Origin of the sequence: Bradyrhizobium sp. Leo170 (assembly GCF_004296405.1) — a bacterium.
In the GTDB taxonomy this organism is placed as follows: domain Bacteria; phylum Pseudomonadota; class Alphaproteobacteria; order Rhizobiales; family Xanthobacteraceae; genus Bradyrhizobium.
Window position 1 is genome coordinate 1 of the sequence record NZ_PSRR01000003.1, and the last position, 22,167, is coordinate 22,167.

Consider the following 22,167-nt stretch of genomic DNA (forward strand, 5'->3'; position numbering starts at 1 on the left):
TCTAGCCCCAAACAAGAAAGAGGAGGAAACGCGATGGCGGGTGCCGGACGATATCGCCGCTGGTTGCCGGCGCTGCTTGCGATTGCCGCGATGGCGATCGGGCATGGTGCCGCTCGCGCGCAGACCAACGAAAGCGGCGATCTCTCGATCGAATTGATCGATCCCAAGGTCCTGCGCGTCTGTGCCGACCCGCGGAATCTGCCGTTCTCCAACGAGAAGGGCGAAGGCTTTGAGAACAAGCTCGCCGAACTCTTTGCCCAGAAGCTGCAAAAGAAGCTTGAGTTCACCTATTTTCCGCAGGCGACCGGCTTCGTGCGCATGACGCTCGGCTCGCACCGCTGCGACGTCATCATGGGCTTTCCACAGGGCGACGAGCTGGCCCAGGGCACCAATCCTTATTATCGCACGGCCTACGCATTGATCGCGAAGCAAGGCAGCGGCCTCGACGATGTGACTACGCTCGAGGACGAGCGGCTGAAGGGCAAGCATATCGGCGTGGTCGCCGGCACACCGCCCGGCACCAATATGGCCGCGGCCGGCCTGATGGCGAATGCAAAACCGTATCCATTGATGATCGACACGCGCATCGATTCCTCGGCGGAGGCGATGATCAGTGATCTTGCCAAGGGCGAGATCGATGCCGGCGTGTTGTGGGGGCCCATGGCCGGCTTCTATGCCAAAAAAGCCAATCCGCCGCTGCACGTCACGCCGCTGGTGAAGGAAACGACGGGTCCGAAACTCGTCTATCGCATCGGCATGGGCGTGCGCCCGGCGGACCAGAACTGGAAACGCCAGCTCAATCGCCTGATCCAGGAGAATCAGGGCGAGATCAACAAGATCCTGCTCGACTTCGGCGTGCCGCTTCTGGACGAGAACGACCGACCAATCGGCCCGGAGACGGCGGCGAAATCGCCATGAGGCGCTGGCTCACGAGCCTGGTCGTTGTCGCAGCGTCGCTCGCCGTAGCGGCCCATGCGCAGCAGCAGGTCCCCGAGCCGCAAGAATACCGCACCGAGAATTACCGCGCGCTGGTGCCGGCAACGCTTGCCGGCGCCCGCGTGCTCTCGACCGCGGAAGCCGAGGCGATCTGGCGCGACAAGACCGGCGCCTTCGTCGACGTGCTGCCGCGTCCACCTAAGCCCGCCAACCTGCCGGAAGGCACGGTGTGGCGCGACAAGCCGCGACACAACATCCCCGGCAGCATCTGGCTGCCCGACACCGGCTATGGAAAAATCGCCGATGTCACTGAAGACTATCTTCGCCGCGGCCTTGAGCGTGCCTCTGATGGCAACAAGGCGGCGCTGCTCGTGATCTATTGTCAGGAAAATTGCTGGATGTCGTGGAACGCAGCCAAGCGCGCGCTGACCTACGGCTATTCCAACATCGCCTGGTATCCCCTGGGGTCCGATGGATGGGAGCACGCAGGCTTACCACTCGTCGAAGCCAAGCCGGAGCCGCGGACGGGTGAAGAGAAATAAGCCCTGCGACGACTTCACTCAGACGAAGCTGAACCTCGGCCGCGGGGGCCGAGGTTCAGTGTGATCACATTATTGCTTCTTCAGATCGGTGATGGTCTTGGTGCCGCCGCCTTCGGAGGCGGAGAAGTTCACCTTGTCGCCGGCGTGGAAGGGTTCAAGCTTGTTGGTATCAGTCACCTTGAACTCCTGGATCGCGCCACTGCCTGCGCCGACCGTGCCGCTCTGCGTTTGCTGGATCGAGATAGTGCTATTCAGCCGGTCGATCTTGGTGATGGTTCCCGTCATGTTTTGTTGAGCCGAAGCCGCGGTTGCAAAGATTCCGAGGGCCGTCGCGCCCGCCAAGATGATCGTCGTTGTTCTCATCAAAACTCTCCGGGTTTCGAGATGGCTTGAGCGACAAGACGCTGGAATCACATTTGGTTCCGGCATCAAGTCGGCGGAACCGGACATAAAGGTGAGTTATACTGACCTTTTTGCGCCGGAACCGGCGGCGCTACTCCATCTCTTGCTGGATCGTGCGGCCAAGCGCGAACAGGCGCTGGTCGATCGTTGTCGGTACTTCGCAGACAAATCTGACCACACGTTGGCGGTCCTCGAAGATCCGAGTTTCCCACAGGAGGGTGTTGCTGAGTTCGTCGACCTTGGCCTGATCGGGCGAGGACGCGTTCTGCAGCGCTTGCAGCGCGAGCGTGTCGGCGCGGACCTTCTCGGCCGCCTCGCGTTGCTTGCGCGTCACCCGCTCGATGCCGCTCATGACCGAGGAACGCTGGGCATTGAGCGAATCGAACAGGCCGGCGAACAGCAGCTTGCCGGCGGTGGTTTTGTCGGCCGCAGAAGCCGTGAGGAAATCCGTGATCGCCTTTTGGGCATCCTCAAGCGGCGTGCGCCGCGCCGCCAGTTTCTCCACCAGCGCGCTGATCTTGGGGTCCTCCTTCCATTTGTTCTGGACGTCGTCGAGCGGCGGTCCCGCCCACACCGCCGCGAGCGAAATCTCCGGCACCTTGGCCTGCGCGCAGGGCCAGTTCGGATAGCGCGGATCGGCGGCGCGACCGACCCCGGTCGATGCCGCGATGACAAGCAATGCTCCGATCGCAATCCGCCCGATCATGTCTCCCCTCCGGCAGGCCCACGCCGCGCCAATCCGCGCGAGGGATCGTAGGCCAGGATCGCGCCGATCATGAAGACCGCCGTGCAGCCGACGACGACGAAAAACGAAATCCAGTTGATCTGGCCATACAGCGCGAAGCGGATCAATTCGACCGCGTGGGTGAATGGATTGAACTGGCAGACATAGTAAAGCATCGGGCTGCCCTCCTGCACCCGCCACAGCGGATAGAGCGCGGATGAGGCAAAGAACATCGGAAAGATCACGAAGTTCATGACGCCGGCAAAATTCTCGAGCTGCTTGATCCCTGAGGAGATCAGCATGCCGAGCGACCCCAACATCAGCCCTGACAGCACCAGCGCCGGCAGCGCGGTGAGATAGCCGATCGGCGGCGGCGTGATGTCCCAGAGCCATGCGATGACGAGGAAGGCATAGACCTGCAACAGCGAGACCGCGGTGCCCGCCAGCAGTTTGCAAAACAGCAGGTAGCCGCGCGGCAGCGGGCTCACCAACAGCGTGCGCATATTGCCCATCTCGCGGTCATAGACCATCGAGAGCGAGGATTGCATGCCGTTGAAAAGCTGGATCATCGCCATCAGTCCCGGCGCGATATAGACCTCGTAGAGGATGTAGGTCTCGTAGGGCGGGATGATCGAGATGCCGAGCACCTGGCGGAAGCCGGCAGCGAAGATGAACAGCCACACCAGCGGCCTGACCAGTGCCGAGACGAAGCGTTCGCGCTGATGCAGGAAGCGCAGCGCCTCGCGCCATACGATGCCGTTGAGGCAGGTGATGTATTCGCCGAAGGAAAAGCCGCGTCGCGACGGCGTGACGGTGGTGGAGCTCATGATGCCTCGCTCCCGGCTTTGCCCACGGCCCCGGTCAGGCGCATGAAGGCGGTGTTGATGTCCTGCGCGCCTGTGTCCGCGATTACGCGCGAGACCTGGCCGCGCGCCAGCACCTTGCCCTGATGCAGCACCACCAGGTCATCGCTTGCCGTGATCTCGTCGAACAAATGCGTGGCCCAGAGCACGCCGATGCCTTGCTCGGCGACGAGCTGCCGGACGTGGTTAAGGATGTCTGAACGCGCCTTGACGTCGAGGCCGACGGTCGCCTCGTCTAATAGCAACAGGCGCGGCCGGTGCAGCAGCGCACGCGCGATCTCCAGCCGGCGCATCTGGCCGCCGGAGAGGTCGCGCACCTTGCTGCCGGCGCGGTCGGAAAGCGCGATGCGCGCCAGCACCTCGCCCGAGCGCAGCCGCGCCTCGCGCCGGCCGATGCCGTGCAGGGCGGCGTGATAGAGCAGGTTCTGCGTCACCGAGAGATCGAGGTCGAGCGTGCGCGGCTGGAACACGACGCCGAGCAGCCGCAGCGCCTCGCCCGGCGCGCCGCTGATATCGTGGCCGAAAATGCCGATGCGCCCGGCCTGGATGCCGAACAATCGCGTGATCAGCGAGAACAGCGTGCTCTTGCCGGCGCCGTTCAGGCCGAGCAGCGCCGTAAAGCTCGCCGGCGCGACGTCAAAGCTCACATCGATCAGCGCGCGGCGCGCACCATAGGAATGGCTGACGCTTTCGATCGACAAGGCGGCCACGCCGGCGGGATCCTGGCGCATCAAGATGTCAGGCGATGGTTTGTCAGCGATGGGTTTTTGGGTTGCTGTCATTGCGGTGCAATCGTAACGCCCCAGGGAAGTTCGCCAACCTGGATGGTCTTGATCACTTTTTGCGCGGCGACGTCGATGACGGAGACATCGTTGGACACGCCATTGGTCACCAGCAGGTATTTCTCGTCCGGCGTGAACGCCATGTGCCAGACGCGCTGCCCGACCAGGAGATATTTGGTCACCTTGTGACTGACGGCGTCGACCACCGCGATGCGGTTGGCGGGACCGAGTGCGACGAAGGCGGTCTTGTCATCCTTGGTCATGCCGATGCCGACCGGCTGGATCGCTTCGCTGCGCAGGCCGGGAATGCTGAAGGTGACCTTGCCGGTCACGACGTGCTTGACGGGATCGACGATCGACACCGTGCCGCCGATCTCGGAGGATACCCACAACTCGGAGCCGTCATGCTTGAACTCAGCGAAGCGCGGCCGCGCATCGACCAGCACATTGGCGACGATCTGGCGCGTCGACGTGTCGATGAAATGCGCCATGTTGGTGGTCTCGGAAGTGTTGATCAGGATCTTGCCGTCCGGGCTGATCGTCATGCCCTCCGGTTCAACGCCGACCTGGACATCGCCGATGCGGGCGCGCTTTTCGAGATCGATCACGGTCACCGTGTTGTCGTTCTCGTTGGCGACATACATGATCTTGCCCGCGGCATCCTGGGTGAACAGTTCCGGATCGGGCCCGGAGGGCAGGGTGTCCACCACCTCCTGCTTCTTGGCATCGATCACCTGGATGGTGTCGTCGTCGCCGACCGCGACCATCACGAACTTGCCGTCGCGGCTGAACTCGATGCCGCGCGGCCGCTGGCCGACCTTGATGGTTTTTGTCACCGTCCAACTATCGGTGTCGATCACGGAAACTGTGTTGCCCTTCTCGTTCGAGACATAAGCCATGAAGGCGGAAGCGGGGGCGGCGGCCGCGAGCCAAAGGACCGTTCCGGAAAGCAGACAGCGGCGCCACATGCGCGATCTCTCCTTCATTGCAGTTTGCATTTTGTCTCGGGGCGGTCGACGCCGAGCGTGTCGAGCTCGGAGACCTGGTGCAGGAAGCCTTCCTGCGGCGACACCGAGACGACCATGCGCCCGTCGACCAGAAGAATCGGCTGGCGAAGCTGCAGGTTCCAGTCTCGCAGCGTCAGCCGCGTGCCCTTGAACGCCGCCACCGAGAAATCCGGTCCCTTGAGGAAAGCAAAGAGCTTCTTCGGGTCACCGGAGTTCGTGCGCGAGGCGGCTTCGCCGATCATGCGCGCGGCGGTCCAGGCCTGCATGTCGAGTGCGGTCATCCGCCGCGAATTCAGCTTCATGAAGCGGTTCTGGATCTGGACCGCGCCCCATTGATCCTGCGCTGCGTCCCAGCTCGTCGGTACGAGCCCGGCCGAGCCCGCAACCGGCCGCGGGTCCCAGGTGCGGTAAGGCAGATAGGACGCGAAGACCTCGCTTTCATCAGCGGCAACCAGCACGTCATAGGCCGGGATCTGCTGAGTGAAGACCGGCATTTGCCGCTGGATGAGCGTCACGCCGCTGTCGGTGCGGCGGGCGCCGCCGGTGTCTTCGAAAGTCTTCTCCTGCACGACCTTGGCGCCGAATCGCGTCGCGGCGCGTCGCAGGGCATCGGCATAGAGCTTGTCCTTGTCATGTGAGCCGACCACCAGGAACCAGCGCTTCCATTGCTTCCACACCAGATATTGCGCCAGCGCATCCGCCAGCATCGAACGCGTCGGCGCGACGTGGATCACGTTGGCGCGGCAGTCCTGCTCGCGCAACCGGTCGTCGATCGCGCCGGCGTTCAACAGCACCGTACCGCGATCGCGCAACGCATCCGCCGCCTGCAGCAGCGCATCCGGTGGAAGATCGGCGATGATGAAGCCATTGCGATCGGCAAGCGCAGTCGCGGCCTTCGCCACGTCCTCGCCTTCCCTCAGCCGGACCTCTTCCAGGTTGAAACGCTGGTTGAGGAATTTTCCCGTGGTGTTGTTGTCCTCGACCGCAAGCCGTACACCGGCGATGCCGTCATTCTCGGCGGGCTGCTCGACCAGCGACAGCCTCTGCTGAACGCCGGCGCGGCCGAGATAGCCGATGCCGATCTCGATCGGCTCGGCGGCACGCACGGGCGTCGCCATCGCGATCAGACCGATTGCGGCGACCAGCCATCGGACCATGTTTCCTCCCGACGCCTCCTCGCCTTGACCGGCGATGGAGCTGCTCTTGGATTGCAAGATGACTGAATTGTCCTGGCTTGCAACCCCGCATTTTGTCGTTGCGACGCTCTCGATTCCGCCCGATCACGATCATGAGAGCGCGGTTTTCCGTCGCGGCAATGATGTCGAATGCCGGCGTACCCGCAAGCGCAATGGAAAGGGTTCAGGCCGCCAGCCGTGCGGCGTGCCAGCGCAAGTGATCGCCCATGAAGGTAGAGATGAAATAATAACTATGGTCGTAGCCTTCTTGGCGTCGGAGCAGGAGTGGGATCTGCGCCTGCGCGCAGGCCTGTTGCAGTAGTTCCGGGCGAAGCTGTTCAGCCAGGAACGAGTCGGCATCGCCAACGTCCACCAGCAGGTCGGAAAACCGCGCGCCGTCCTCGATCAGCGCCACTGTATCGTGCTTGCGCCATGCGTTTCTGTCGTCGCCGAGATAGCCGCCGAGGGCCTTGATGCCCCAGGGCACCTGTGACGGCGCCACGATCGGCGCAAAAGCGCTCGCCGCGCGATAGCGGTTGGGATGGCGCAGCGCCACCGTCAGCGCACCGTGACCGCCCATGGAATGGCCCATGATGGACTGCCGCACGGGATCGATCGGGAAATTCGCGGCGACGAGCTGCGGCAATTCCTGGGTCACATAGCTCCACATCCGGTAGTTCTCGGCAAACGGCTCCTGCGTGGCGTCGACATAGAAGCCGGCGCCAAGCCCGAAGTCGTAGGCGCCGGCAGGATCGCCGGGCACGCCCTCGCCGCGCGGGCTGGTGTCGGGCGCGACGAAGATCAGGCCGAGATCGGCGCAGGTGTCGCGGTATTCGCCTTTCTCGGTAACATTGGCATGGGTGCAAGTCAGGCCGGAGAGATAGTACACGACCGGCAGCTTCGCGCCCGCCGGATGCGGGGGAACATAGACCGAAAAGGTCATGTCGGTCTTGGTTTCGCGGCTGGCATGCTTGTACACGCCCTGGATGCCGCCATGGGATTTGTTGGTTGAAACGGTTTGAATCGTCATCTCTTGAACTCCGGCGCTGTGCTTTGTTGGCGCATGATCTTTTCGGAAAACCGCTGCCTACATGTCCGGATCATGCGTGCGCGATCTTCAGGCGACGCCGCTCTCGATCGCCAACCGCACCAGTTCGGCTGAGGTGCGCACACCAAGTTTCTGGCGCATGATCGAGGAGGTGTTGGCGACGGTCTTGTAGGAGGAATGAACCAGCCAGGCGATCTCGGAGAGCGTCTTGCCGGCGCTGAGCAGGCGCAGGATCTCCTTCTCGCGCGGATTGAGCTTCGATAGGGGGCTCTGCGCCGCGGCGGGGCCGGCAAAGGCCACGCGCCGCGCGATCGCGGGCGGCAGATAGACGCCGCCATTGCCGACTTCGCGGATCGCCTCGACGAGATCGTTAGGATCGCCGGTCTTCGCCACATAGCCCTTGGCGCCAATCTCGATGGCGCGGGCGGCGAACACCGGATCGTCGTTCATGCTGAACATGATGATGCGCGCGGAATCGTCCCGCGCCAGCATCCGCCGTGCCAGTTCGAAGCCGGAAACGGTCGGCAAGTTGATGTCGACCACGGAGATATCGGGACGTTCGGCGACAAAGACGCGTTCGCCGCTTTCGGCGTCGCATGCTTCAAGCAATTCGATCTCCGGTTCGTCGGCGAACACGGTGCGGCAGCCGGAAGCGACGATCGGATGGTCGTCAACGATCAGCACGCGCATGCTTGAAGCCCTGGATAGCTGCGTCAGTCCGTTGCTGCACCGCATCAGAATACACGAGCGCGGCTCGCCCGCGGGCTCGCTCATGCATCTCCAGCGCGATTGCTGTACCCTTCGATTAGACAGACGCGGTATTTGTCTGTCAACGCTCCTCTTGATTGAGGAACCGAACGCGGGTGATCGTGGGCAAAGGCGATGTGGCAGAAACTTTCCTTGCGCGGGCGGATCAACCTGCTGCTGGCGCTCGTCCTCGCGCTCGGTCTCGCCATCAACATCGCCCGGCTCGTCGTCGAGGCCGGGCCCCGGGTCCAGGCCGAAGACCAGAGCGTCATTCGCCTGGCGCGGGAATTCGTCACCACGATCGTTGCCGGGTTGAACGAGGCGCCGGATCCCGATGCCCGGCTCGACCAGATCGTTCGCGATCTGAGCCGGCTGCGTCACGTCAGCATCGCGCGGCAGGATGGCGCGACCGCAAAGTCCGAGCAGGACGAGGCGATTGACAGCCGCGACGAAGCGCGATCGCCGCCGGCCTGGTTCGTCGCGCTCGTCCATCCGGAGACAACTTCCGTTAGCGTACCGATCTCGATCCGCGGAAAATCGGAATCGCTCGTGATCACATCGCATCCGAATGACGAGATGGCGGAGATCTGGGACGGCATCATCACCCAGCTCGCGGTCGGTTCCGCGATCGTCGTCGTGCTCTTCCTGATCATCAGGAGCGTTGTCGGCCGCGCGCTGGCGCCGCTCGAGTCGCTCTCGCAAGCCATGGCGAAGATCGAGGCCGGGCAATACGATGTTCGGGTGACGCCGGGTGGTGCGCCGGAACTGGCTGCGATCTGCGCCAAGCTCAATCACCTCGCGGCCACGCTGGGCGAGGCGATCGAGGACAAGCGGCAGCTCGCCGAACGCGCGTTTTCGCTGCAGGACCGGGAGCGCAAGGAGATCGCGCGCGAACTGCACGACGAGCTCGGCCCGCATTTGTTCGCGTTGCGGGCGCATGCAAGTGCGTTGATGCGGCTACCTGATGCACGCGAGGCAAGTCCGGACCAGGTGCGAAAGCACGGCGGAGCGATGCTGGAGCAGGTCAATGCGCTGCAGCAGTTCACGCGCCGGATATTGGAGAAGCTACGGCCGGTCGGACTCGCCGAGCTCGGACTTCACGAGGCGCTTTCTGCCCTGTTCCGCCTGTGGAAGGAATCGCATCCGGAGGTGGTGATCGAAACCAGCATTTCGCCTGCACTTGGCGAGACCGGGGAGACCGCCGATCTCACGGTCTACCGCGTCGTCCAGGAGGCGCTAACGAATGCCTTCCGCCACGCTGGCGCGACCGCGGTCAAGGTCAGCGTCGAGCCGGCGGAGCAGCCGGACAGTCTGCGAGGAGATCGCGGCTGCGTGCGGGTGCGGGTCCGCGACAACGGACGCGGCTTGAGCGCCGATCACCAGTTCGGCTTCGGCCTGACCGGCATGCGCGAACGCCTGTTGGCATTGGGTGGCTCGCTGACGGTTTCGTCCGCTGATGGCGTGACGGTGGAAGCGCTGGTCCCTACGGGCGCGCGCTCCTAGAGCGTGATGACTTTTCTTCGAATCGTCATCCCGCTCTAGCTCTTTGTTTGAGCATGATCTTTTTCGGAAAACCGGTCTCCACTTTTCCGGATCATGCTCTACACGACGTGAAAGTTGGACACTGAATCGTTTGCGAGCTGGGCGACAAGGTGCAGTTCCCAATCGATATAGGCCTGCATTGCAGCCGCCGCATTGTCTGTTCCCTCATACGGGCGCTTGTAGACATCCTCAGGTTTCGAGATCCAGGAATGCCGGTCCCGCTCCAGCGGCTGATTGCTGCCGGTCCAGGCGCGCGTTCCGCCTTTCAGCACGACCACTTTGCGCTGGGTCGAGGCGGTCGCATCCGCAAGCGCGAACATCGCTTCGTCGCCGTCGGCGCTGGTGAGAACGATCGCTCTCTCCCCGGGCAGCCGCGGCAAATCCTCGCTGAAGCGCGAGGCCAGTACGAAATGTGCGCCAGGGATATGGCCCGCGGCATAGGCGGGGCTGCGCGCCAGATCGATGACGGTCCAGTTGTCGCGGTTTGCGATCAGCTCCGCCACGTCGATCGCGCCGCCGGAGGTTGGCGGCACTGGACGGCGCGGTGGTCGAGTGCCGGCCTCGGTCGCCTCAATCACGTCCGGCCCGACGACGTGAGCCTCCCAGCCCATCTGGATCAACCAGGATGCGGCCATGCGGGCGCGAACGCCGTCGTCATCGAACAGCACGAGCCGCGATCCGCGTACGGCAATCCATTCATCCGTGGCCTGTACGAGCTGCCCTCCCGGTGCCGAGGCGAAGCCGGGCGGATGTCCGCGCTCGTATTCCTCAGGCGTCCGCACATCGAGCAAATAGAGCGTACGTTCATTTGCTTGCGCGAGAAAGCGATCGAATGTGCTGCGGTCAAGCACCGGAACGCCGACGCGCTCCGCCCATTGCGCCGCGCTGGCTCGTGTCGCGGAATAAGTCGCTTCGGGGCGCTGAAGGAACCGGTCGGTCCGGCCTCGTTCGACCGCGTGCCCGGCCAAGGTCCAGCCGATCGTGCCGTTTCGCAGCGCGAAGATTTTGTTCGGGAGCCCCGCATTGATCAACGACTGCGCGCCGATGATGCTGCGCGTCCGGCCGGCGCAATTGACGATGATGGTGGTGCCCGGCGCGGGCGCGATTTCCCTTGCGCGAAACGCGAGCTCACCGCCGGGAACGCTGACGCCGCGCGGAATGCTCATGGTCCGGTATTCCTCGAACCGGCGGGCGTCGAGCACGACCAGATCGGGCTCCGTCTCGATCAGGGCCTTGACCTCGTTCGCCGACAGGGAAGGCGTGTGGCGGATCGCCTCGACCAGTTCGCCGAACGCCTTGCTCGGCACGTTGACGTCGCGAAAGACTTCACCGACCGTCCGGTAGGCTCCCAGGCCGCCGTCGAGGATCGAGACATCGGTATAGCCGAGTGCCGAAATGCGTTTCGCCGCCCGCTCGGCATATCCTTCGCCGTCGTCGTACACGGCAATGGGGGCGCCGAGCCGGGGGATCAGATCGAGAACACGCAACTCGATCTGCGAAAGCGGCAGGGAGACGGCGAAGAAGGGATGCGCCAGCGAATAGGGGCCTTCCTCGCGCACGTCGAGCAGCGCCACCTCCTCGCCGGCCCGCCAGCGCCGGCGCAATTCCGTGGGCGTAACGAGTGGCGCGGCATCGGACGGCTTCGGCTGGGTGCCGGGGATTGGCTTCATTGGTGCATCCAGAGAGGACTTCGAGAGGATCGGCATATAGCAGATATTGCCGATGGCCGATGGCGCCGGCCGAAGCGGGTCGGGAATTTTCCCGGAACTTTCGGGAACACTTGCAGGTAGCGGACTGCTCGTCCTGCACTCTAGTATCGCTCGAACCGGCGACAACGGCCGGACGGTGGGTGGAACGGGTGGACAAATGGGCGTGCGGGTGCTGCTTGTCGCATCGATTGCGGCAGGTGTTGTCGTTGTCGTCGGGAACGAAACGGGATTCGCCCAGAGCGGGGGGCAGCAAGTCGAGACATTGCCGCCGGTGGAGGTGACGCCTGCGGACCGCGCCAGGCGCGGCCGTCCTCCGGCGGCTCCTGTACGCGCGCGGGCAAGATCGCCAAGAGTTGTGTATGTCCCGACCGCGCCGACGCCGACCTCGGATTCGGCCGCTGCGATCGAAGCGGACAAGATTCCTGCGGCGGTCAATGTCGTCGACACCAAGGAAATCCAACGAACCGATTCGCTCAATATCACAACTGCGCTCGACCAGCGCGTGCCGGGCATCATCGTCAACGAGGTCGCCGGCAATCCCTTCCAGCCGGACGTCCAGTTCCGCGGCTTCGTGGCGTCTCCGGTGGCAGGCACGCCGCAGGGTCTTGCGGTCTACCAGAACGGGGTACGGGTCAATGAAGCCTTCGGTGACACGGTCAACTGGGACCTGATCCCGACCAGCGCGGTCAGGTCCATCGATGTCGTGACCAACAATCCGGCCTTCGGTCTCAACGCGCTGGGCGGCGCGGTCGTCGTACAGATGAAGGATGGTTTTTCCTATCAGGGCGCCGAGATCAACACCATGGGCGGCTCGTTCGGCCGCATCCAGGGGGCGGCGCAATGGGGCAAGCAGATCGACAATTTTGCCGTCTATGGCGCGCTGGAAGGTCTGCACGACAACGGCTTTCGCAACTTCTCTCCTTCCGACGTCCGCCGCTTCTACGGCGATGTCGCCCACAAGAACGACGTCAGCGAATTCCATCTCAATATCGGCCTCGCCGATAACAAGTTCGGCGCGGCGGCAACGGTGCCGGTTGAATTGCTGCAGCGATATTGGGGTGCGACCTACACCACACCGCAAACCTCCACCAACAAGGTCGGCTACTTCAACCTGACGGGAAAGGTGGAGGCGACCCCGACCTGGACCATCGAGGGCGCCGCGCATCTGCGGTTCTACAAACAGAAGACGCAAGACGGCAACCCGACGGAGACGCAGCCCTGCGAGGCCGATGCCGGGCTACTGTGCTTCAACAGCGATGATGTTCCCGCGAACGGATTGAATGGCGCCCAGCTCGCCAATCCGTTTCCAGCGGGCGCGGTGCTTGGCGAGAACGACCGCACCACGACGAAGTCGACCACTGCCGGCATGCAACTGCAGGCGACGAACGCAGATCAACTCTTCGGCCATGACAACCGCTTCACGATCGGTGCCAGCTTCGACACCAGCGTCACGAACTTCACCGCGAGTGCGGAGCTCGGCACCATCGGCCCGAACTACGTCGTCAGCGGCAGCGGCATCTTTCTCGGCCAGTCCGGCGATCCCGTCTCGATCGGCCCGGTCTCGCTGCGCACCACCAATCAATATACCGGCATCTATGCGCTCGACACCTTCGACGTGACGAAGGCATTCTCGATCACCGCGGGCGGCCGCTTCAACGATGCGCGCATCAGGCTTGAAGACCAGATCGGCACCGAGCTGAACGGCTACAGCACCTATGACCGCTTCAATCCGCTCATCGGCGGCACCTACAAGATCACGCCGGAGCTGACCGCCTATGCCGGCTATTCCGAAGCCAACCGCGCGCCGACACCGCTGGAGCTTGGCTGCGCCGATCCCGCGCGCCCCTGCATCGTCGGCGCCTTCCTGGTCTCCGATCCACCGCTGCAGCAGGTGGTGTCACGCACCGTCGAGGCCGGCCTGCGCGGCACCAAGGAATTGAACATCGGCACGCTCTCCTGGAAGGTCGGCGGCTTCCGCACCACCAACAACGACGACATTCTCGCGATCCCGAGCCCGGTGATACAGGGCTTCGGCTACTTCCAGAACGTCGGCTCGACGCGGCGCCAGGGCGTCGAGGCCGAGATCCAGGTGAAATCATCCGCACTGCAGATGTATGCGAGCTATGCCTTCGTCGACGCCCGCTTCCTGGACGCGCTGCAGATCGGCTCCAATAGCCCCTTCGCCGATGAAAACGGCAACGTCCAGATCCTGCCCGGCAACCAGGTTCCCGCAGTTCCCCGCCATCGCATCAAGGCCGGCTTCGACTATGCGCTCACTGATCAGTTCAAGGTCGGCGCCGACGCGATCTACGTCAGTGGCCAGTATTTTGTCGGCGACGACTCCAACCAAGCGCCGAAGCTCGCGTCGTACGCTGTGTTCAATGCCCACGCCTCCTACCAGCTCACTAAGAACGTCCAGATCTATGGCCGCATCGATAATCTGCTCGACAGCCGCTATGCGACCTACGGCACCTTCTTCCAGACCGACAATGTGCCCAATTTCGCCGCTGGCGGCGTAGCGTTTACGGATCCAGCCTCGGTCAGCCCGGCGCGTCCGCGCGCCTTCTATGCGGGAATGCGGGCGACGTTCTAACCCCAATACCTGCAGGCCACCCAACCAAGGGCAAGCGCCGCACTGACCCAGACGAGGATGATGACGGCCATCGCGGTGCGGCTGGCCGGAGGCGAGGCTTCGCTCGCTTTGTCGCGGCACTCGACCATGATCTCCTTCGGAACCAGCGAGATCACGAGCCAGATGCCGAGCGGCACCAGCACGAGATCGTCGAGATAGCCGATTACCGGAATGAAGTCGGGAATGAGGTCGATGGGCGAGAGCGCATATCCGGCGACCGCAACGGCAAGCAGCTTCGCATACCACGGCACCCGCGGGTCGCGGGCGGCGAGATAGACGGCGCGGCTGTCGCGCTTGAGCGTGCGCGCCCAGGTCTTGATACGGTCGAGCATAGGGCCCCGCGGCGGAGTTCGCCGGCACCACCAGCATCGCCAGCATCGCTTGGCGATGCGGCACCTCGCGCCACTAGAGATGGATCACCCCGCGCCGCGCCGCATGCGCCACCGCATCGGTGCGGCCGGTGGCATCGAGCTTGTCGAGCAACGAGCTGACGTGGAATTTGGCGGTGTGCACGGAGATCCCGAGCTGCCGCGCAATCGCCTTGTTCGAGGCGCCCTCGGCCATCAGCGCCAGCACGTCGCGCTCGCGCGGCGTCAGCTCGATCTCGGATCGTTCGCTCGCAGGCTGATCCCGCGAGACCAGCGCGAGGCTCGCCGCTTCGCCCGGCGCGGCAAGGCGCAAGCCTGCGACGCCGCCGAGCAGCGACGCGAGCCGGTCCGCCAGCGCGGGATCGCCGACGTCGATGGCGATGACGAGGGGAGGCGAGGTCTGTTCGCTCACGTCTCCGGCCTTTCCCCGACCGTCAGCTTGACCCGCACCGGCTCGCCGCCACGCTGCACCGCGACGTCGACGGTGGCGCCGACGCTGTCGGGCCCGAGCGCCCTGAGCAGCGCCCGTACGCCGGAAATCTTCTCGTCGTTCCAGCCGACGATCACGTCGCCTTGCCGGATGCCGGCGGCCGCGGAGGGACCAGTCTTGTCGACGCTCATCACCATCGCGCCGATGCCGTCGTCGAGCTTGACCGGCTGCAGGCCGAGCCCGAGATAGCCGCGCGCGATCCGGCCATGGGTCTCCAGCCGGCTCGCCACGCGCTCGATGGTCGCGGCCGGAATGACAAGAACGCGCCGCGCGCCGAGCACGGCCATGCCGATGGCATCGCCGGAGGCATTGAGCGCGAGCCCACCCTCGTGACTGGGCCTCAGGCGAACGTCGAGCTCGATGCGCGCATCGATGTCGCCGCCGCGCAGGCTGCGCCAGGTGCCGCCGACCAGCGATATCAGGCCGAGCGCCGCCGCGGGCACGCCACGCTCAGCGGCGACGACCAACGCCAGCGATCCGAGCGCTGGCACCGCCGATGAAAGCTTGATCGACGCGACGTTGGAGGTCTCGACCCGCAACAGCGCGACATCGGTGGTGTGATCGCGTCCCGCGATGGTCGCAGACCGCTCCGTTCCGTCGGCAAAGCGGACGATGACCTCGCCCTCTTCGGCCAGCGCCTCATCGGCGGTGACGACCAGACCCGCTTTCCAGACAAAGCCCGAGGCGCGCGAGCGGTGCGAGTGCACGGAGACGACTGCAGGTGCGGCGCGTGCGACGACGTCGGCCATCGCGCCGGAGAATGTGGCAAGCACTGAGGGATCGGACATGGCAAACTCCGTTGGCAAAACTCCGTTGGATTTTCCCCAATCTGGGCATGCTCCCGCGCCGTTGGAAACTGCCCGGGTGGGCAGGCGTGAACGGCCGCGCCAGAACGGTATCCTTCTTGCATCAGATGTGCATTGCGGCCCTCGAAACGAGGCCTGGCTTCCCGATTCTCCTTTCTGACTGGAATTCCCGATGACTGACCTGCTGATCCGAAATGCCCGCTTGCTGCGACAGGGCGACGCGCTTGTGGACATCGCGATTTCGGATGGCGTCATTGCCGAGATCGCACCGCGCCTCGGCAGCGATGCCCGCCTGACGCTGGATGTCGGTGGAAACCTGGTCACGCCGCCTTACGTCAACGCGCATCTGCACCTCTGCAAAGTCTGGACGCTGCCGATGATGTCGGAAGCGGCGCTTGAGGCCTATCACGGCGGCGGCATGAGCGAGGCGGCGAAGGCGATCGATCTCGCCGCCGCGGTGAAGGAGAAATACGACGCGTCCTGGATCATTCCGAACGCCAGGCGTGCGGTCGCGCTGGCGGCGCTGCATGGCAATTTGCATATCCGTGCGTTCGCCGATGTCGACACCAAGGCGCGGCTCGAGGGCGTCAAGGCGCTTGTGGCGGTCCGCGAGGAATTCCGTGGCATTGTCGATCTCCAGGTCGTGGCGTTCGCGCAGGACGGGCTTGCGCGCGAGCCGGGTGCCGACCGATTGATGCGGGAGGCGATGGCGATGGGCGCCGACGTCGTCGGCGGCATTCCCTGGATCGAATCCAGCGCAGACGACATGCAGGCCCACATCGATTTCTGTTTCGATCTCGCCGCCGAGTTCAACGCTGATATTTCGATGTTGCTGGACGATGTCGGCGATCCCAACATGAAGACGCTGGAAGCGATGGCGCGCCAGGCGATCGCGCGCGGCTATCAGGGACGCGCGCTGGCGCATCATTGCCGGGCGATGGCGCTCTATCCAGAATCCTATTTCGGCGAATTGACTGAGCTGTTGCGGCAGGCGCGCGTCAGTATCGTTAGCGATCCCCACACCGGTCCATTGCACGCGCGGGTCAAGGAACTCTTGCAACAGGGCGTCAACGTCTGCCTCGGGCAGGACGATATCTCCGATGCCTACTATCCATTCGGCCGGAACAACATGCCCGAAGTGGCGTTCCTCGCCGCGCATCTCCTGTGGATGACGAAGGAACAGGACATCGATACGCTCCATGACATGATCACGTCGCGCCCGGCAGCGGCGGTCAATCTGGCCAAGTATGGCATCGAGGCGGGCTACCCCGCCAACCTCGTCGTGCTTGATCATCCCGATGTCACGAATGTGCTTCGCTTTCACGCGCCTCCGGCCGCAGTCGTCAGCCACGGACGCATGATCGATCTCGCGTACATGCGCGATGTCGCACAGCTCACGAGATGATGTTTCTCGATGCAATCGATGCTTGCATTTTAAGAATCATTCTTGGAACGATTCTTGAAAGTTATAGAGGTGTTCTATTGGCGGCGGCCTCCACTCCTCGCCTAAGCGTGATCGCGCTGGCGCGCCGTGCTCATTGCGGCGCGTAGGGGTCAAGCTGCAGTCGGGGTAGTGGATTGAAGGTTCTTCGTGGGTTGGCTGTCGCCGCGTCGGCGACGGTATCGTCTCTTGCATTGGTGCCCCAGGTAACGTTCGCGCAGTCGAGTTCTTCGCAAACTACGCAGCCGCTACCGCCGGTCGAAGTTCGGGCGCTAGAAACGCGCCGCCGCGCGGCGCCCGTGGCGCAGCGCCGTGTTCAGCGCGCCACGCAGATCACGCCGCCGCGCCAGGTGCAGCCGCCACGTCGCAATGCGACCGTGGTCGAGAATCCGCGCGGGCCGATCGAGGGCTATGTTGCCGGGCGCAGCATGACCGGCACCAAGACCAACACCCCGATCATGCAGACGCCGCAGGCGATCTCGGTGATCGGCAGCGAGCAGATCCGCGACCAGAAGCCGGGCAAGCTCGACGAGATTCTGCGTTACGCGCCGGGAGTTGTGGCCAGTACCTTCGGCGCGGATAACCGCAACGACTGGTTCCTGATCCGCGGCTTCAAGTCCGACGATATCGGCCTGTTCCTCGATGGCTTGCAACTGTTCTACACATCTTACGCGAGCTGGAAGCTGCAGCCGTTCAACCTGGAGCGGGTCGAAGTCCTGCGCGGGCCTTCGGCGGTGCTTTACGGCGGCTCAAGTCCGAGTGGCATCGTGAATGCCGTCAGCAAGATGCCGCCAGCCGAACCGATCCGCTATCTTGAAACCGGCGTCAACAATTTCGGCAACGCCTATGTTGCTTTCGACTTCGGTGGGCCGGTGCAAACGCAGGCCAGTAACGGCCAATTACTCTATCGCGTGGTAGGCCAGGTCCAAAATGGCGGTACGCAGGTCGACTTCACCCCCAACAACAATTACTTCATTGCGCCGTCCGTGACGTGGAGGCCCGATGCCGACACCAGTTTCACCGTGCTCGCATCAGCCTCGTATAACCAGACGCGCAGCCAGAACTTTCTGCCTTACGTCGGCACCGTCGTCGACGCGCCGTTCGGCCGCATTCCGACACAACTGTTCGCTAGCGATCCCAGCATGGATACCTTCAAGCGGGAACAGGAAATGCTCGGCTATCAGTTCGAGCGCAATCTCTCCGACAGCGTCACGTTCCGGCAGAATGCACGCTTCGCCCATGTCGACGTCACTCTGGCGACGCTATACGGCCTCGGCTATGCCACCACGCCTGCCGCAGCCAATCTCGCGCGCGGCAACTTTGTGACCCGGGGCATCGCCAACCAGGCTGATCTCGACAGCCAGCTCGAATATCGTTTCGCCACCGGGCCGCTTCGCCATACTATGCTGTTCGGGCTCGACCTGAAGCATTACAGCCTGGATGATTGGCAGGGCTTTGGCGCCGCGATGCCGCTCAACCTGGTCAACCCGGTCTACACGCCGACTGCACCCTTCAACGGAGCTCCTTACCAGGATGCGGCGCTGACTCAGAAGCAGCTTGGCACCTATATACAGGATCAGATCAAGCTCGACCGCTTTACGCTTGTGCTGAGCGGCCGCAACGATTGGGTTGCAACCAACAACGACAATCATATTGGCCTGGCTCAGAATCGTGACGACAGCCGGTTCAGCGGCCGTGTCGGCTTGATCTATAATTTCGACAGCGGCTTCGCACCCTATGTCGCTTATGCGACCAGCTACAATCCGATTGTCGGCCTCAACGCCGCGAACCAGTTGCTCTTGCCCGAAACGGGCGAGCAGACCGAGATCGGCTTGAAGGTCCAGCCTCTCGGCTTCAACGGCCATTTCGGCGTCGCCTTGTTCGATCTGAAACGCCAGAATGCGCTGACGACAGATCCAAACAACACTCGGCTGCAGACCCAGAATGGTGAGGTCACCTCGCGCGGCGTCGAAGCCGAAGTCGTCGCCAATGTCATGCCGGGCCTCAAGGTGATCGGCTCCTTCACCACCTACAATCTATTCATCAGCAAGGACCTGAACCCCGCTTTGATCGGCAAGGCGCCGACCAATACGCCACAGAATGTGGCGTCGACCTGGGCGGACTATACGTTCCAGGATGGGCCGCTGCGCGGGTTTGGCTTTGGCGGCGGCCTGAGATACATCGGCGAATCCTTTGCCGACACTGCCAACACGCTGACTGTGCCAGCCGTCTTCCTTGGCGATGCGGCGGTTCACTATGAATGGCAGAACTGGCGGGCCGCCTTGAATGTCGTCAATGTCTCCGACAAGATCTACGTTGCAAGCTGCTCGTCGCCGACCGCCTGCTTTTACGGCGACCGGCGTCGGATCACGGCAAGCCTTTCCTACAAATGGTAAAGGAGTACGAAGCTGAAGGCGCGCACCGTCAGGCTCTGGTCGCTCGTCCACACCTGGACCAGCCTGGTCTCGACCCTGTTCCTGCTGCTGTTGTGCCTTACCGGCCTGCCGCTGATCTTTCACCACGAGATCGACGAGGTGCTGGGCTACGCGCCGCAGCCAGAAGCCGCGGCCGGCCTGCGGCCAGTGCCTCCGCAGCGGATCGTTGAGGCTGCACTCGGCGCCGACGCCGGCCGGGTGATGCAGTACGTCTCCTGGGACAAGGATGAGCCCGGGCTCGTGATGGCTTTCACCAACGATGCCGTTGACGGCAAGCCGGACAATGCGACGGTGCGCGCCTTCGACGCGGTCTCGACCAAGCTGCTTGGCCCGGTCGGCACCGGCCCGATGCTGATCGTGCTGAAGCTGCACACCGATATGTTCGCGGGCCAGGCCGGCAAGCTGTTCCTCGGCGGCATGGGGCTGTTGTTCGCGGTCGCGATCATTTCGGGCGTTGTATTGTACTGGCCGTTCACGCGTCGTTTGAGCTTTGCGACCATTCGCAAGAACAGCTCGCGTCGCGTCAGTTGGCTCGACTGGCATAATCTGATCGGCGTCGTCACCATCGCCTGGGCGCTCGTGGTCGGCTTGACCGGCGTCGTCAACACCTGGGCGGAACTGATGCTGGCGCAGTGGAAGTCGACCGAGCTCGCCGCGATGGTGGCGCCCTATGCCGGCAAGCCGCCGCCGGCGCGTCTCGCGTCGTTGGACGATGTCGTTGCGCAGGCGACCAAGGCTGCGCCGGGCATGGAGATCGCGTTCATCGCGTATCCCGGCACGCCCTTCACCTCGTCGCATCATTTTGCGGCCTTCATGCGCGGCGACACGCCGCTGACCTCGCGCCTGTTGAAGCCGGTGCTGCTCGACGGCGAGACCGCAGCGGTTGCCGATACCCGCGCGCTGCCGACCTATCTCCAGGCGCTCTTGGTCTCGCAACCGCTGCATTTCGGCGATTATGGCGGGATGCCGCTGAAGATCATCTGGGCGGTGCTCGACGTGCTGACGATCGTGGTGATCGGCAGCGGTCTCTATCTCTGGCTCGCGCGACGCAGCAGGAAGGCGCATGCCGCTACCGCGCGGGCGGATGGTTCCGTGGCGCTCGCGTCGCGATGACTAGTCGCACTGACCGCTCGCCCCGTTGGCTCAGCGTATTCGGCGCGCCGATCCTTGTCGCCGTGTTGACGTTGATCGGGCTTCTGGCTGCACTGATGTGGGGCGATTTCGGCCGCTACCTCTCATGGGTGACCGTCGCCGTGCCGGTGATCATATGCCTGTGGACGTGGCTGCGCGTCCGCATGTCCTCTCGACCCTCTGATCATTGAATCGACCATGCTCGTTGGCCTCATCAGAACCCGCGCCGGGGCGGCCCATGGCACTGGACCTGAAGAACGCTTAGATAACCCTGACTGAACAGGCGAGGTGAATCGAATGAGCGATTTGCAGGAAGATGCGGCGCCGCGGTCGGCCGGTGGGATCGCGAGCTATCACGCCCATGTCTACTACGATCCGGCGACGACGCGGCCGGAGGCCGAGCGCTTGCGGACATGGATTGGCGAGCGCTTTTCGGTCACGCTCGGCCGATGGCACGACGTCAAGGTCGGGCCGCACGATCAGGCCATGTACCAGGTCGCCTTCGCCACGGAGGTGTTTGCCGAGTTCGTTCCGTGGCTGATGCTCAACCATGGCAGTCTCAGCATCCTCGTGCATCCGAACACGAGCAATCCGCGCCGCGACCATCTGGCTGATCCGCTCTGGATCGGCCGGCCACTCACCGTGCACGGCGAGAAGCTGCCGGAAGAGAGCGAACTCGAGCAGGCACCCGCGCCGAATACGACGCCGCATCTTCGGCCGTGAGTTTTGTAGTTTCGTAGGGTGGGCAAAGCGACTTCTGGCTAAAACCTATCAACACCTGACGGCGGAAGCGTGCCCACCGTTACAAGCGGAGCGCTTGATGGTGGGCACGGCGCTGACGCGCCTTTGCCCACCCTACAAGTTCGCGCATCAATTCGCGCTGTCGATCAGGTTTTCGAGCAGCCGCTTCAACTCGTTGGTGGACTTGTTGCCGTAGTTCTCGACGATATGCGCTTCCTGGCTCATCGCGAGCGAGTTCAATCGCTGGCACAGAATTTTTCCGCGCTCGGAGCAGAACATCAGCACCTTGCGGCGGTCCTTCGGATCCTGGACGCGGTAGACGAGAGCGTCGGACACCATGCGGTCGATGATCTTGGTCAGCGTCGGGTGGTTGAGCAGCACGGCTTCGGCGAGCTCGCCCATCGAACGTCCGTTGCCGTCGAACAGGACTTTCAAAATTCGCCACTGCTCGACCGGCACACCCTCCTTGGCCAGCCGCGATTCAAGCTGCCGGTTGATTTCCCGGTTGGCTTGCGCGAGCAGGTAGGCGAGATGTTCCGTGAGAGGGGTATCTTGGCTTGGCGGTTTGGCCACGATTGAAGACTTTGTTTTGACCCTGATGAGTGAATGACTGGCGCTGATTGCCCGTTCTATATGCATGGCAATT

The 22,167-nt window shown here is 63.5% G+C and carries 22 protein-coding genes; 9 read left to right on the top strand and 13 right to left on the bottom strand.

The window, feature by feature from the left end:
• Positions 1-33: 33 nt before the first annotated feature.
• A complete protein-coding gene (locus tag CWO89_RS00785) occupies positions 34-918 on the top strand; it encodes a substrate-binding domain-containing protein (protein WP_130576778.1) in 885 nt (294 codons plus the stop codon).
• Positions 915-1,478, top strand: a complete 564-nt coding sequence (locus tag CWO89_RS00790; RefSeq protein ID WP_130576779.1) for a PQQ-dependent catabolism-associated CXXCW motif protein — start codon at positions 915-917, stop codon at positions 1,476-1,478. Before CWO89_RS00785 ends, CWO89_RS00790 begins: the two co-directional genes overlap by 4 nt.
• 69 nt (positions 1,479-1,547) lie before the next feature.
• Here the strand turns inward: CWO89_RS00790 and CWO89_RS00795 are convergent, their stop codons facing one another.
• The 8 genes from CWO89_RS00795 to CWO89_RS00830 all read right to left on the bottom strand — a co-directional run bounded on the left by CWO89_RS00795 (position 1,548) and on the right by CWO89_RS00830 (position 8,169).
• A complete protein-coding gene (locus CWO89_RS00795; RefSeq protein ID WP_130576780.1) occupies positions 1,548-1,841 on the bottom strand; it encodes a copper-binding protein in 294 nt (97 codons plus the stop codon).
• A gap of 130 nt (positions 1,842-1,971) precedes the next feature.
• Entirely contained in the window at positions 1,972-2,586 is a 615-nt protein-coding gene (locus tag CWO89_RS00800) for a hypothetical protein (RefSeq protein WP_130576781.1), read from the bottom strand.
• A complete protein-coding gene (locus CWO89_RS00805; protein ID WP_130576782.1) occupies positions 2,583-3,431 on the bottom strand; it encodes a lanthanide ABC transporter permease protein PedC in 849 nt (282 codons plus the stop codon). The genes CWO89_RS00800 and CWO89_RS00805 overlap by 4 nt, the downstream gene beginning before the upstream one ends.
• Complete coding sequence (locus CWO89_RS00810) at positions 3,428-4,198, bottom strand: lanthanide ABC transporter ATP-binding protein PedB/LutE (RefSeq protein WP_130576783.1); 771 nt, start codon at positions 4,196-4,198, stop codon at positions 3,428-3,430. The genes CWO89_RS00805 and CWO89_RS00810 overlap by 4 nt, the downstream gene beginning before the upstream one ends.
• Before the next feature lie 47 nt (positions 4,199-4,245).
• Positions 4,246-5,217 carry a YVTN family beta-propeller repeat protein gene (locus tag CWO89_RS00815; protein WP_245475620.1) on the bottom strand — a complete coding sequence of 324 codons (972 nt, stop codon included), beginning with the start codon at positions 5,215-5,217 and terminating at the stop codon, positions 4,246-4,248.
• A 14-nt stretch (positions 5,218-5,231) separates the two neighbouring features.
• Positions 5,232-6,413 carry a lanthanide ABC transporter ABC transporter substrate-binding protein PedA1 gene (locus tag CWO89_RS00820; protein WP_130576785.1) on the bottom strand — a complete coding sequence of 394 codons (1,182 nt, stop codon included), beginning with the start codon at positions 6,411-6,413 and terminating at the stop codon, positions 5,232-5,234.
• Positions 6,414-6,615: 202 nt separating this feature from the next.
• Positions 6,616-7,461 (bottom strand): S-formylglutathione hydrolase, encoded by an 846-nt coding sequence (fghA, locus tag CWO89_RS00825; protein WP_130576786.1) that lies wholly within the window; start codon positions 7,459-7,461, stop codon positions 6,616-6,618.
• A gap of 87 nt (positions 7,462-7,548) precedes the next feature.
• A complete protein-coding gene (locus CWO89_RS00830; RefSeq protein WP_130576787.1) occupies positions 7,549-8,169 on the bottom strand; it encodes a response regulator transcription factor in 621 nt (206 codons plus the stop codon).
• Positions 8,170-8,361: 192 nt separating this feature from the next.
• On the opposite strand from CWO89_RS00830, the gene CWO89_RS00835 reads away from it, so the two are divergent.
• Positions 8,362-9,729: a histidine kinase gene (locus CWO89_RS00835; protein ID WP_130576788.1), complete on the top strand. Its 1,368-nt coding sequence runs from the start codon at positions 8,362-8,364 to the stop codon at positions 9,727-9,729.
• Between the two features lie 98 nt (positions 9,730-9,827).
• Here CWO89_RS00835 and CWO89_RS00840 read toward each other — a convergent pair whose 3' ends face one another.
• A complete protein-coding gene (locus CWO89_RS00840; RefSeq protein ID WP_130576789.1) occupies positions 9,828-11,438 on the bottom strand; it encodes a rhodanese-like domain-containing protein in 1,611 nt (536 codons plus the stop codon).
• 196 nt (positions 11,439-11,634) lie between these two features.
• Here CWO89_RS00840 and CWO89_RS00845 point away from each other — a divergent pair, with 196 nt between their 5' ends.
• Positions 11,635-14,070, top strand: coding sequence for a TonB-dependent receptor (locus tag CWO89_RS00845; RefSeq protein ID WP_130576849.1), 2,436 nt, complete (start codon positions 11,635-11,637; stop codon positions 14,068-14,070).
• On the opposite strand, the gene CWO89_RS00850 is transcribed toward CWO89_RS00845, so the two are convergent.
• The 3 genes from CWO89_RS00850 to CWO89_RS00860 form a co-directional block, all read right to left on the bottom strand.
• A complete protein-coding gene (locus CWO89_RS00850; protein WP_130576790.1) occupies positions 14,067-14,441 on the bottom strand; it encodes a YkvA family protein in 375 nt (124 codons plus the stop codon). The two genes, CWO89_RS00845 and CWO89_RS00850, sit on opposite strands and share 4 nt — an antisense overlap.
• Before the next feature lie 73 nt (positions 14,442-14,514).
• On the bottom strand, positions 14,515-14,889 hold the full coding sequence (locus CWO89_RS00855) for a response regulator transcription factor (RefSeq protein ID WP_130576791.1): 375 nt from the start codon (positions 14,887-14,889) through the stop codon (positions 14,515-14,517).
• On the bottom strand, positions 14,886-15,755 hold the full coding sequence (locus tag CWO89_RS00860; protein WP_130576792.1) for a S1C family serine protease: 870 nt from the start codon (positions 15,753-15,755) through the stop codon (positions 14,886-14,888). The genes CWO89_RS00855 and CWO89_RS00860 overlap by 4 nt, the downstream gene beginning before the upstream one ends.
• A 190-nt stretch (positions 15,756-15,945) precedes the next feature.
• Between CWO89_RS00860 and CWO89_RS00865 the strand changes: the two genes are divergently transcribed.
• From CWO89_RS00865 to CWO89_RS00885, 5 genes are all read left to right on the top strand, one after another.
• A complete protein-coding gene (locus CWO89_RS00865; protein WP_130576793.1) occupies positions 15,946-17,178 on the top strand; it encodes an amidohydrolase family protein in 1,233 nt (410 codons plus the stop codon).
• Positions 17,179-17,351: 173 nt separating this feature from the next.
• A complete protein-coding gene (locus CWO89_RS00870) occupies positions 17,352-19,610 on the top strand; it encodes a TonB-dependent siderophore receptor (RefSeq protein ID WP_463698686.1) in 2,259 nt (752 codons plus the stop codon).
• Positions 19,611-19,622: 12 nt separating this feature from the next.
• Positions 19,623-20,762 carry a PepSY-associated TM helix domain-containing protein gene (locus CWO89_RS00875; RefSeq protein ID WP_130576794.1) on the top strand — a complete coding sequence of 380 codons (1,140 nt, stop codon included), beginning with the start codon at positions 19,623-19,625 and terminating at the stop codon, positions 20,760-20,762.
• Positions 20,759-20,971 carry a hypothetical protein gene (locus CWO89_RS00880; RefSeq protein WP_130576795.1) on the top strand — a complete coding sequence of 71 codons (213 nt, stop codon included), beginning with the start codon at positions 20,759-20,761 and terminating at the stop codon, positions 20,969-20,971. Before CWO89_RS00875 ends, CWO89_RS00880 begins: the two co-directional genes overlap by 4 nt.
• 106 nt (positions 20,972-21,077) lie before the next feature.
• Positions 21,078-21,503, top strand: a complete 426-nt coding sequence (locus CWO89_RS00885; protein WP_130576796.1) for a DOPA 4,5-dioxygenase family protein — start codon at positions 21,078-21,080, stop codon at positions 21,501-21,503.
• 147 nt (positions 21,504-21,650) lie between these two features.
• Here CWO89_RS00885 and CWO89_RS00890 read toward each other — a convergent pair whose 3' ends face one another.
• Complete coding sequence (locus CWO89_RS00890) at positions 21,651-22,094, bottom strand: MarR family winged helix-turn-helix transcriptional regulator (protein WP_130576851.1); 444 nt, start codon at positions 22,092-22,094, stop codon at positions 21,651-21,653.
• Positions 22,095-22,167 lie beyond the last annotated feature (73 nt).